This window comes from Ectobacillus antri (genome assembly GCF_003852715.1).
Lineage (GTDB): Bacteria > Bacillota > Bacilli > Bacillales > Bacillaceae_G > Ectobacillus > Ectobacillus antri.
In genome coordinates, this window is the sequence record NZ_RIAV01000021.1 from 39,900 (window position 1) to 50,941 (window position 11,042).

Genomic DNA, 11,042 nt, shown 5'->3' on the forward strand with positions numbered 1-11,042 from the left:
ATGAACATGCAGTAGGGAGTGTGAAGATATGATTTTTGTGTTAGATGTGGGAAATACGAACGCGGTTCTTGGAGTGTTTGAACAAGGAACACTTAGGCAACATTGGCGAGTAGAGACAAATCGTAACAAAACGGAAGATGAGTACGGTATGCTCGTAAAGGAACTGTTACAACACGAAGGGATTCAATTTAGTGATATTACAGGAATTATTATCTCCTCTGTAGTTCCTCCTATTATGTTTGCTTTAGAGAGAATGTGCGAAAAGTATTTTAAACGTAAGCCTCTTGTAGTAGGACCAGGAATTAAAACAGGTCTTAATATTAAATATGAAAATCCCCGTGAAGTAGGTGCTGACCGTATTGTGAATGCTGTGGCTGCCATCCAAATGTATGGAGGTCCGTTGGTTATTGTAGATTTTGGTACAGCAACAACGTATTGCTATATTGATGAACACAAAAACTATATGGGTGGAGCTATTACACCGGGAATTATGATTTCAGCGGAGGCTTTATATAGCCGAGCTGCCAAGCTTCCTAGGATTGAAATTACTCGTCCAAGTGAAGTGATTGGAAGAAATACGGTTAGTGCTATGCAAGCAGGAATTTTATTCGGCTATGTTGGTCAAGTAGAGGGCATCGTAAAGCGTATGAAGGAGCAGGCCAAAACAGAACCATTGGTCGTTGCTACAGGTGGACTGGCCAAATTGATTGCTGAGGAGTCCGATGTAATTGATATTGTCGATCCGTTTTTAACACTAAAAGGCTTATACATGCTTTATGAGCGTAATGTAATTCAATAAGAGAAGGGTGATTTAGATATGAAGGATTATTTAGTAAAAGCACTTGCTTTTAACGGTGAGGTACGTGCATATGCAACAGTTACAACCCATACAGTTCGAGAAGCTCAAAAACGTCATGATACATGGAGAACAGCCTCAGCCGCGTTAGGAAGATCGCTAACTGCAGGTGCTATGATGGGTTCTATGCTAAAGGGTGAGCAAAAGCTTACTATCAAGGTGGAAGGAAACGGGCCACTTGGGCATATTCTAGTTGATGCAAATGCTAAAGGTGAGGTACGTGGTTACGTGGCAAATCCTCATGTAGATTTTGAGGCAAATGAGCAAAACAAGCTTCGTGTTTATCAAGCAGTTGGTACGGAAGGATATTTAACAGTTATTAAAGACATAGGTATGAGAGAACCATTTACAGGACAGGTTCCAATCGTTTCAGGAGAACTTGGAGAAGACTTTACTTATTATTTTGCAGTGTCAGAGCAAACGCCGGCTTCAGTTGGTGTTGGGGTACTGGTGAATGGTGATGATAGTATATTGGCAGCTGGTGGATTTATTTTGCAAATCATGCCTGGGGCGCAGGAAGAAACGATTACCTTCCTAGAAAATAAATTAAAAACCATTATCCCAGTTTCTCGAATGGTTGAGCAAGGATTTACACCTGAGCAAATGTTACACGAACTGGTAGGGGAAGAAAATCTTAAAATTCTAGAGCATATGGATGTTGCTTTTCAATGCACATGCTCCAGAGAACGTATTGAAGCTGTGTTAGTAAGCTTAGGAAAAGGTGAATTAGAAGCAATGCGTGAAGAAGAGGATAAAACAGAAGTACATTGTCATTTCTGTAACGAGCGCTATATTTTTACAGAAGAGGACTTAACGCAGATTATTGAAGAAATAAAATAATTTTAACTTTTCTAAAAAATATAAACAATATCAAGTGATTACGATTGACAAATGATGAGCACTCTGTGAAAATGTTTATAAATTCAATAAAATTACTTGGTAATAGGGGTGACGGAGATGAAGATTGCACAATCTGTTTCAGATTTGATTGGAAAAACACCAATTGTGAAGCTAAATCGCATTGTCGATGAGGATAGTGCCGATATCTACTTAAAGCTGGAGTTCATGAATCCTGGCAGCAGCGTAAAGGATCGTATTGCTTTAGCGATGATTGAGGCTGCGGAGAAGGAAGGATTATTGAAGGAAGGCGACACAATAATTGAACCAACGAGTGGAAATACAGGAATTGGATTAGCTATGGTGGCCGCGGCAAAAGGGTATAAAACAATCTTAGTTATGCCTGAAACGATGAGCATGGAACGTCGAAATTTATTGCGTGCTTATGGAGCGGAATTGGTGCTAACGCCTGGTCCTGAAGGGATGGGAGGTGCCATTCGTAAGGCAGAAGAGCTTGCGAAAGAGCACGGCTACTTTATGCCTCAGCAATTTAAAAACGAAGCAAACCCTGAAGTCCATCGTTTAACAACAGGTCCTGAAATTATTGAGCAAATGGGCGAACAATTGGATGCTTTTGTTTCTGGAATTGGAACTGGTGGAACAATCTCTGGCGCCGGCGCAGTATTAAAAGAAAAGTATCCAAATCTACAAATTATTGCAGTTGAACCTGCGGATTCCCCAGTCCTATCGGGTGGGAAACCAGGTCCTCATAAAATCCAAGGAATTGGTGCTGGATTTGTGCCGGATATATTGAATACGGACATCTATGATGAAGTTATCACAGTAAAAAATGAACAGGCTTTTGAATATGCACGTTTAGTGGGCAAAAATGAAGGGATTCTTGTAGGGATTTCCTCGGGAGCCGCTATATACGCTGCGCTAGAAGTGGCAAAGCGCCTTGGTAAAGGCAAGAAGGTTTTGGCTATCATCCCAAGCAACGGTGAACGTTACCTAAGCACACCTCTATACCAATTCGAATCTTAAAATAATAAGAAGGGCATCCCTTACAACGTTAAAGGGATGCCCTCTTTTTGGTTAGGATTCCTTACTCGGAATCACAATAAGCACAGAGTAGAAGTTTTACTGTTCTTACAGGTAATGTTACAATTTTCAGTTCATCCTGAAGTAAAAGCGCAAGGGAGTCTCGTGCACTAAGGATGCTTCCTAATCGTCCATGTTCATTGGAAATCTAGCCAGGAATTTTAAAAGAGGCCTCTTAAAAAAGAGTGAAGAGACTGAAAACATCGTGTAGAATGGAAGCGTACTAACTAATTGATATGAGGTGTGAATATGAAGCAACAAATATTTGCTGTTTCTATGCCGTACGAAAAGGATCTTTTTCTTCAATATAAAAATTTATCGCAATCTAAGTGGCAGCACTTCATTTTAGAGAGCGGTCGCGGTGGTCGCTACAGTATGGCGGGACTAGAGCCAGTGGCTGTCTTACGTGGAAAGGGTGAAGAGCTTCGTATTCAAGAAGGCGGTCAAGAATCGGTTCTTAAAGGAAACCCGTTAGATCTCGTAAAGAACTACATGGCCGAACGTTACGTTAAACATGATGATTCTTTGCCTCCTTTTCAGGGGGGGGCTATGGGTTATTTTAGCTATGACTGTATCCGATACATAGAGCGTCTTGATGATAAAGCACAAGATGATTTAGAACTGCCCGATGTTTTCTTGATGATATACGATGAGGTGATTGTGTTTGATCATAAGGAGCGTGTCCTGTGGGTAATAGTTCGTCATCATGATGAAAAGCAGGCAACAGAGCGTCTGCAATATCTGCAGCATATATGGACACAACAGGTGGATTCTGTAGCTATTCCACTACAAAACACTCGCGAATTTACCCCTTACGTGTCGTTTACGGAAGAAGAGTTTGTGAAAGCTGTAGAGCGTATTCAAGAGTATATTGCGTCAGGTGATGTATTTCAGGTTAACTTATCTGTGAGACAATCGCAGCCATTACGTTCCCATCCTATTGAAATTTATGAGAAATTACGTGAAATCAATCCATCACCGTATATGGGGTATATGGAACTGGGTGATTTCCAAATTGTGAGCGGTTCACCGGAACTGCTTATTAAAAAAGCAGGAATGGAAGTTAGCACCCGTCCTATTGCTGGTACTCGTTCAAGAGGAAAAGATGCGCAAGAAGATGAAGTTTTAGCAAAAGAACTGATTGAAAATGAAAAAGAGCGTGCTGAACATGTGATGCTCGTAGATCTTGAACGCAATGACTTAGGACGTGTTTGTCGTTATGGTACGGTGGAAGTAAATGAATTTATGGCGATTGAAAAATATTCACATGTGATGCATATTGTTTCCAATGTTCGCGGTGAACTAGAGGAAGGAAAAGATGCATTTGATATTTTAAAGGCAGTATTTCCAGGCGGTACGATTACAGGTGCTCCTAAAATTCGTACAATGGAAATTATTGAAGAGTTAGAGCCAGTTCGAAGAGGTATTTATACAGGCTCTATTGGATGGCTTAGCTTCTCCGGTGAAATGGAGCTTAATATTGTGATTCGTACATTGCTGGCTAAGGGCGGATATGCACATGTGCAGGCAGGAGCTGGTATAGTTATTGATTCAAATCCTCAAAATGAATATAAGGAATCATTAAAAAAAGCAGTGGCTTTATGGCGTGCTAAAGAAGCTAGTGAACAGGTGGGTGAGTAAAGATATGATTTTAATGATTGATAACTATGATTCCTTTACGTTTAATCTTGTGCAGTTTCTGGGAGAATTAGGACAGGAACTCGTCGTAAAAAGAAATGATGCACTGACAATAGAAGAGATTGAAGCAATGGAGCCTTCCTTTTTAATGATATCTCCCGGTCCGTGCAGCCCAAATGAAGCGGGAATTAGTTTGGAAGTTATCAAACATTTTGCAGGGAAAATACCTATTTTTGGTGTGTGTTTAGGCCATCAAGCCATTGCGCAAGTATTTGGAGGAGATGTAATTCGCGCAGACCGCTTAATGCACGGGAAGACATCTTTAATGTACCACGATGGACGTACAGTGTTTAAAGGTATACCAAGTCCGTTTCACGCGACGCGTTATCATTCTCTAATCGTTAAAAAAGAGACATTACCCGATTGTTTAGAAGTTACGGCCTGGACAGAGCAAGGTGAAATCATGGGAGTGAGACATAAAACATTAGCGGTTGAAGGTGTACAATTTCATCCTGAGTCCATTATGACCACACATGGTAAGGAATTGTTGCAAAACTTTATTTCTCACTACAGTAGGAAAGAAACGACATGCTGATTTATGTGAATGGCTCATATGTAGAAGAAGCGGATGCAAGAATATCTCCTTATGACCATGGATTTTTATATGGTCTAGGCGTATTTGAAACATTCCGTGTATATAACGGTCATCCATTTTTATTTCATGATCATTATGAGCGGCTTGTTGCCGCTCTTGCTTTTTTAAATATTGAATGGAATATGGACAAAGCAGTGGTACTGGGTATTTTGCAAGAGCTGTTGCAAAAGAACGGTATAAAGGATGCGTATATTCGTTTAAATGTTTCAGCAGGGAATGGTGAAGTAGGTTTGCAGGTAACTCCTTATACAAAACCATCTGTTATCATGTTCATTAAGCCGCTACCTTTATCTAATATTATCGTTGAAAAAGAAGGAGTGATGCTACGGATACCTCGAAATACGCCGGAGGGACCTTGGCGTTTAAAGTCACACCACTATATGAATAATATTCTTGGTAAAAGAGAAGTGGGAGCGGACGTGAATAAGGAAGGTTTATTTTTTACAAAAGAAGGCTGGTTGGCAGAAGGTGTTGTATCAAACATCTTTTTTAGCAAAGATAACACACTATATACACCTTCTATTGAAACAGGGATTTTAAACGGTATCACTCGAAATTTCGTGATATGTTTAGCTAAGAGCCTTGGATATGAGGTAGAAGAAGGTTTATACACAGAAGAGAACCTTCTTAGTAGTACAGAAGTATTTGTTACTAATTCGATTCAAGAAATCGTACCAATCCACAAAATTTCTTCGGTTTTATTTCCCGGAAAAGAGGGTAAGATTACAAACGAACTTAGTCATGCATACAGGCAACATCGTAACACCTTATGGCGTGTAGAGGATGTTGTGAAAGGAGAAGGGTTATGAACAGATATAATATAGCGTGTGGACCTTATGAACTTCGTATTTCTGAAAAAACGATAATTATGGGAATATTGAATATTACACCAGACTCTTTTTCTGATGGTGGTACATATGATGAAGTTGGTGCGGCTGTTAACCGAGCAAAAGAGATGATTGAACAAGGTGCGCATATCATTGATATCGGAGGTGAATCTACGCGTCCTGGTGCAATTAAGGTGTCGCAAGAAGAAGAGTTAAACCGAGTTATCCCTATTATTCAAGCTGTATCTAAACAAGTTTCTGCTCCTATATCTGTTGATACATATAAAGCGGAGGTAGCTCGTCAGGCTATCGAAGCCGGAGCTCATATTATCAATGACATTTGGGGAGCGAAAGCTGATCCTAAAATGGCAGAAGTCGCGGCATATTATGAGGTTCCTATTGTGTTAATGCATAATCGTGATAATCAAAACTATCGCAATTTACTTGCGGATATGATTGGTGATTTATACGAAAGCGTTAGAATTGCGAAGCGCGCCGGCGTCAGGGATGAAAATATTATTTTAGACCCGGGAATTGGTTTTGCGAAGACACCAGAACAAAATCTTGAGGTTATGCGCAATTTAGAACAACTAACCGTGCTTGGATATCCTGTATTGCTTGGTACGTCCAGAAAGTCGTTTATCGGACATGTACTAGATCTTCCGGTAGAGGAAAGGATGGAGGGTAGCGGAGCAACAGTTTGTTTAGGTATCCAAAAAGGGTGCGATATTGTACGTGTACATGATGTACGAGAAACAGCAAGAATGGCAAAAATGATGGATGCCATGCTGGGTAAGGGAAGTGTTTGGGTTGGATAAAATCTTTGTCAAAGAGATGGAGTTTTATGGATATCATGGTGTGTTTCCGGAAGAAACTAGACTAGGACAACGGTTTAAAGTAGATTTAACAGTTCACCTTGACTTACGTAGAGCAGGAGTTACAGATGATCTTTCGCAATCTGTAAATTATGGAGAGTTATATCAGCTATGTGAAAAGATTGTGCAAGGTAAGCCATATAAGCTTGTTGAATCTGTCGCTGAAAATATCGCTATGCAAATTTTGCATCAATATGAAAGTATCCAATCTTGCACAGTGAAGGTTATTAAACCGGATCCACCTATTCCAGGTCATTATCGTGAGGTGGCTGTTGAGATTACAAGGAGCCGCGCATGACAAACATAGCATATATAGGATTAGGTTCTAATATAGGAGATCGGTTTGGGTATTTAAAGCAAGCAGTTTTCTTACTGAATGAATTAGATAACACTAAAGTAGAAAAGGTTTCTTCTGTTTATGAAACTGCGCCGGTAGGATATGTAGAACAAGAGCCATTTCTGAATATTGCTATACAAGTTTCTACCAATATGGACGCGCATAAACTCTTGGAAACTATGCAAAGTATTGAAATGAAGTTAGGAAGAAAAAGGGAAATTCGCTGGGGACCTCGTACAATTGACCTTGACATTTTGCTGTATAATCATGAAAATATTGAAACAGAGAGCCTTATTGTTCCTCATCCTCGGATGTATGAACGGGCGTTTGTGCTTGTACCTCTTTGTGACATTAATAAAGATGTCAAGCAGTCTATTTCAGATATGCAACTAGAAGAGATGATAAGGCGAGAAGGAGTTACGGTATGGAAGCGGACAAGTGGGGAAGGCGCATCCGCGCTTTTAGAAAATTAAAAGGATACACACAAGAAGGCTTTGCGAAGCGTCTAGGTATATCAGTTTCTATTTTGGGAGAAATTGAACGTGGTAACCGACTCCCAAGTGAAGAATTTATCTTACAAGTTATTAAAGAGTTAAATGTTTCAATAGAAGAATTAAAACCTAAAGAGTAAGAGAGGAGGGAAAGAAATGTTGAAAATAGGTAATATTGAAATGAAAAATCCGGTTGTTTTAGCACCGATGGCAGGTGTATGTAACGCTGCATTTCGTTTAACAGTAAAAGAATTTGGTGCAGGACTTGTTTGTGCGGAGATGGTGAGTGACAAGGCTATTCTATTTAATAACAAAAAAACGATGGATATGTTATACATTGATGAACGTGAAAAACCTTTGAGCCTACAAATTTTTGGGGGTGAAAAAGAAACGTTGGTCGAAGCAGCTAAATTTGTAGATAAAAATACAACGGCTGATATTATTGATATTAATATGGGATGCCCCGTACCAAAGATTACAAAGTGTGATGCAGGCGCAAAGTGGCTTCTTGACCCCAATAAAGTATATGAGATGGTTGCGTCTGTAGTAGACGCCGTCCAAAAGCCAGTTACAGTCAAAATGCGTCTGGGTTGGGATGAAGATCACATTTATGTAATTGAGAATGCGTTAGCTGTTGAACGAGCTGGAGGTCAAGCTGTAGCTGTTCACGGTCGAACACGCTCTCAAATGTATGAGGGTAAAGCGGACTGGAACTACATTAAGCAAGTAAAGCAGGCACTTAAAATTCCTGTTATTGGAAACGGAGACGTCGAAACACCGCAAGATGCGAAGCGTATGCTTGATGAAATTGGTGTAGATGGTGTGATGATTGGCCGGGCAGCCCTTGGTAATCCATGGATGATTTATAGAACAGTTAAATATTTAGAGACAGGCGAATTAATGGATGAGCCTGGCGTAAGAGAAAAAATGGATGTATGTATTCTGCATTTAGATCGTTTAATTGACCTAAAGAATGAAAAGATTGCTGTTAAAGAAATGCGTAAACACGCAGCATGGTATTTAAAAGGTGTACGAGGAAACGCAAAAGTAAGAAATGCAGTAAATGAATGTAACACGAGAGAAGATATGGTTTCGTTGTTGTATGCCTTTGCTGAAGAAATGGAGAACAAGCAAGAAGCAATTCAGGTAGGATAATTGTTATAATAATTTACAGATGAAAAAGGGTGTCCTAAAGTCAAGGAACACCCTTGTTTCATAGGAAAGTGAAGAGAGTGAGGAAGAGCAAACAGATCTTTAAACATAACAGTAATACAAAAATAGAAAATCTGGGTGTTCTATTTTTATAATTGTATTTTCGCTAAGTACGAGTCTTGCTGAAAGCGAATCTCCGTATTTTCTCACCTTAAAAGAATATTAGTTTTTATGCTTGTACTTATATATACTTGAAAGAAAGTGTTATACTATGTATATTGCAAATTTAACAATCTGGAGTTGATGTAATGAGCTACGAAGAATTAAATGACCAGTTGCAGGTTCGCCGCGATAAGTTGCAAAAACTATTTGAAAAAGGAATGGACCCGTTTGGCAAACGATTTGAGCGTACACATTCTACTGACCAATTGCTAGATCTTTATGGTGAAGTAGAAAAAGAAGCGCTTGACGAAAAAGGAATCTCCGTTTCTATCGCTGGACGTATCATGACAAAGCGCGGAAAAGGTAAAGCAGGCTTTGCTCATGTTCAGGATTTGCATAATCAAATTCAAATCTACGTAAGGCAAGATGCGGTGGGGGAAGAACAATACGAGTTATTCAATAACGCTGACTTAGGTGACCTTGTTGGTGTGACAGGAACCGTATTTAAAACAAAAGTGGGCGAATTGTCTATTAAAGTAACAGATTTCAAGCTGTTGACAAAGTCTCTTCGTCCGTTACCGGATAAATATCATGGCTTGAAAGATATTGAACAACGATACCGTCAACGTTATTTAGACTTGATTACAAGTATGGAAAGTCGTAAAACGTTTATTGCTCGCAGTAAAATTATTCAATCTATGAGAAGATATTTAGATGACAATGGCTATTTAGAAGTAGAAACACCTATGATGCATGCAATTGCAGGTGGTGCATCTGCTCGTCCATTTATTACACATCACAATGCTTTAGATATGCAATTATATATGCGCATTGCTATCGAGTTGCATCTAAAACGCTTAATTGTCGGCGGTTTAGAAAAAGTATATGAAATTGGACGTGTATTCCGTAATGAAGGAATCTCTACTCGTCATAACCCTGAGTTTACAATGATTGAATTATATGAGGCGTACGCTGACTATAAAGATATTATGGAGCTTACGGAAAACCTAATTGCTCATATTGCTAAAGAAGTACTTGGTACAACCAAGGTACAATATGGTGAGTACGAAGTAGATTTAGAACCAAAATGGAAACGAGTTCACATGGTAGATGCTATTAAAGAGCAAACAGGTGCGGATTTCTGGGCGCCTATGAGTGTAGAAGAAGCTCGCGCTCTGGCTAAAGAGCACGGTGTAGAAGTAACCGAGCATATGGAAGTAGGACACATTATTAATGAGTTCTTTGAGCAAAAAGTAGAGGAACATCTAATTCAACCGACGTTTGTTTATGGTCATCCGGTTGAGATTTCTCCGCTAGCTAAGAAGAATGAGGAAGATCCTCGTTTCACAGATCGTTTCGAGTTATTTATTGTTGCGCGTGAGCATGCAAATGCATTCACTGAACTTAATGATCCTATCGATCAAAAAGAGCGTTTTGAAGCGCAATTAAAAGAGCGTGAACAAGGAAATGATGAGGCACATATGATGGATGATGACTATATCGAAGCGCTAGAATACGGTATGCCTCCTACGGGTGGATTGGGTATCGGTATCGATCGTCTTGTTATGTTGCTAACTAATGCTCCGTCTATTCGTGATGTACTATTATTCCCGCAGATGAGACATAAGTAAGATTAACAGTTACTTTTACAAAGGGTTACTAATCTCATTGCAGATGTTTATTTATAAAAAATGCCCCGTAGTTGTTTTGGGGCATTTTTATTTGGTTAAAAGTTTGTTCGTTATTGATATGAACACTTGCGTATCGGAGTGGAAGATGCGACACTCCCTCACCGCCAGCGGAAAGCGAACCTCTGTAACGGAAATTAACAAAGAACTTTAAACTTATATAAAGTTTTATTGCAAAAACTATTGCATTTCTGATTTATAGCTGTTATATTTATAAACGTTGTCGCTGACGAAACAACTTAAACAAAAAAGTTGTTGACTTGGATGATGCGAAATGTTATATTAATAAAGTCGCTTCTGGGCGATAAGTTAGTTCTTTGAAAACTGAACGAAGTACAAAACGTCAACATTTATTTTAGCTAGACAAACACTTTTATGGAGAGTTTGATCCTGGCTCAGGATGAACGCTGGCGGCGTGCCTAA

The 11,042-nt window shown here is 39.4% G+C and carries 12 protein-coding genes; all 12 read left to right on the forward strand.

Going from position 1 to position 11,042, the window contains the following annotated elements; genetic code table 11:
• Window positions 1-28: 28 nt before the first annotated feature.
• The 12 genes from EEJ45_RS15060 to lysS all read left to right on the forward strand — a co-directional run bounded on the left by EEJ45_RS15060 (window position 29) and on the right by lysS (window position 10,562).
• Window positions 29-799 (forward strand): type III pantothenate kinase, encoded by a 771-nt coding sequence (locus tag EEJ45_RS15060; RefSeq protein WP_124565627.1) that lies wholly within the window; start codon window positions 29-31, stop codon window positions 797-799.
• A gap of 18 nt (window positions 800-817) precedes the next feature.
• The gene (gene hslO, locus EEJ45_RS15065; RefSeq protein WP_124565628.1) at window positions 818-1,696 is read left to right on the forward strand and encodes an Hsp33 family molecular chaperone HslO; all 879 of its coding nucleotides are present in this window, start codon (window positions 818-820) and stop codon (window positions 1,694-1,696) included.
• Between the two features lie 117 nt (window positions 1,697-1,813).
• Window positions 1,814-2,737, forward strand: coding sequence for a cysteine synthase A (gene cysK, locus EEJ45_RS15070; RefSeq protein WP_124565629.1), 924 nt, complete (start codon window positions 1,814-1,816; stop codon window positions 2,735-2,737).
• Window positions 2,738-3,043: 306 nt separating this feature from the next.
• A complete protein-coding gene (gene trpE, locus EEJ45_RS15075) occupies window positions 3,044-4,435 on the forward strand; it encodes an anthranilate synthase component I (protein WP_124565630.1) in 1,392 nt (463 codons plus the stop codon).
• Between the two features lie 4 nt (window positions 4,436-4,439).
• A complete protein-coding gene (gene pabA / locus EEJ45_RS15080) occupies window positions 4,440-5,027 on the forward strand; it encodes an aminodeoxychorismate/anthranilate synthase component II (RefSeq protein ID WP_124565631.1) in 588 nt (195 codons plus the stop codon).
• The gene (pabC, locus tag EEJ45_RS15085; protein ID WP_124565632.1) at window positions 5,021-5,896 is read left to right on the forward strand and encodes an aminodeoxychorismate lyase; all 876 of its coding nucleotides are present in this window, start codon (window positions 5,021-5,023) and stop codon (window positions 5,894-5,896) included. Before pabA ends, pabC begins: the two co-directional genes overlap by 7 nt.
• Entirely contained in the window at window positions 5,893-6,732 is an 840-nt protein-coding gene (folP, locus tag EEJ45_RS15090) for a dihydropteroate synthase (protein WP_245999959.1), read from the forward strand. Before pabC ends, folP begins: the two co-directional genes overlap by 4 nt.
• Window positions 6,725-7,087, forward strand: a complete 363-nt coding sequence (gene folB, locus EEJ45_RS15095) for a dihydroneopterin aldolase (RefSeq protein ID WP_124565634.1) — start codon at window positions 6,725-6,727, stop codon at window positions 7,085-7,087. The genes folP and folB overlap by 8 nt, the downstream gene beginning before the upstream one ends.
• Entirely contained in the window at window positions 7,084-7,599 is a 516-nt protein-coding gene (gene folK, locus EEJ45_RS15100) for a 2-amino-4-hydroxy-6-hydroxymethyldihydropteridine diphosphokinase (protein ID WP_124565635.1), read from the forward strand. The genes folB and folK overlap by 4 nt, the downstream gene beginning before the upstream one ends.
• Window positions 7,551-7,757 carry a helix-turn-helix domain-containing protein gene (locus EEJ45_RS15105; protein WP_124565636.1) on the forward strand — a complete coding sequence of 69 codons (207 nt, stop codon included), beginning with the start codon at window positions 7,551-7,553 and terminating at the stop codon, window positions 7,755-7,757. Before folK ends, EEJ45_RS15105 begins: the two co-directional genes overlap by 49 nt.
• A 16-nt stretch (window positions 7,758-7,773) precedes the next feature.
• Entirely contained in the window at window positions 7,774-8,772 is a 999-nt protein-coding gene (dusB, locus tag EEJ45_RS15110) for a tRNA dihydrouridine synthase DusB (RefSeq protein ID WP_124565637.1), read from the forward strand.
• Window positions 8,773-9,077: 305 nt separating this feature from the next.
• Window positions 9,078-10,562 carry a lysine--tRNA ligase gene (gene lysS, locus EEJ45_RS15115; RefSeq protein ID WP_124565638.1) on the forward strand — a complete coding sequence of 495 codons (1,485 nt, stop codon included), beginning with the start codon at window positions 9,078-9,080 and terminating at the stop codon, window positions 10,560-10,562.
• Window positions 10,563-11,042 lie beyond the last annotated feature (480 nt).

What these genes read in the sequence shown, in the direction of transcription:
- EEJ45_RS15060 (WP_124565627.1), top strand. Translation starts at nt 29, where the DNA reads ATGATTTTTGTGTTAGATGTGGGAAATACGAACGCGGTTCTTGGAGTG.
- hslO (WP_124565628.1), top strand. Translation starts at nt 818, where the DNA reads ATGAAGGATTATTTAGTAAAAGCACTTGCTTTTAACGGTGAGGTACGT.
- cysK (WP_124565629.1), top strand. Translation starts at nt 1,814, where the DNA reads ATGAAGATTGCACAATCTGTTTCAGATTTGATTGGAAAAACACCAATT.
- trpE (WP_124565630.1), top strand. Translation starts at nt 3,044, where the DNA reads ATGAAGCAACAAATATTTGCTGTTTCTATGCCGTACGAAAAGGATCTT.
- pabA (WP_124565631.1), top strand. Translation starts at nt 4,440, where the DNA reads ATGATTTTAATGATTGATAACTATGATTCCTTTACGTTTAATCTTGTG.
- pabC (WP_124565632.1), top strand. Translation starts at nt 5,021, where the DNA reads ATGCTGATTTATGTGAATGGCTCATATGTAGAAGAAGCGGATGCAAGA.
- folP (WP_245999959.1), top strand. Translation starts at nt 5,893, where the DNA reads ATGAACAGATATAATATAGCGTGTGGACCTTATGAACTTCGTATTTCT.
- folK (WP_124565635.1), top strand. Translation starts at nt 7,084, where the DNA reads ATGACAAACATAGCATATATAGGATTAGGTTCTAATATAGGAGATCGG.
- EEJ45_RS15105 (WP_124565636.1), top strand. Translation starts at nt 7,551, where the DNA reads ATGGAAGCGGACAAGTGGGGAAGGCGCATCCGCGCTTTTAGAAAATTA.
- dusB (WP_124565637.1), top strand. Translation starts at nt 7,774, where the DNA reads ATGTTGAAAATAGGTAATATTGAAATGAAAAATCCGGTTGTTTTAGCA.
- lysS (WP_124565638.1), top strand. Translation starts at nt 9,078, where the DNA reads ATGAGCTACGAAGAATTAAATGACCAGTTGCAGGTTCGCCGCGATAAG.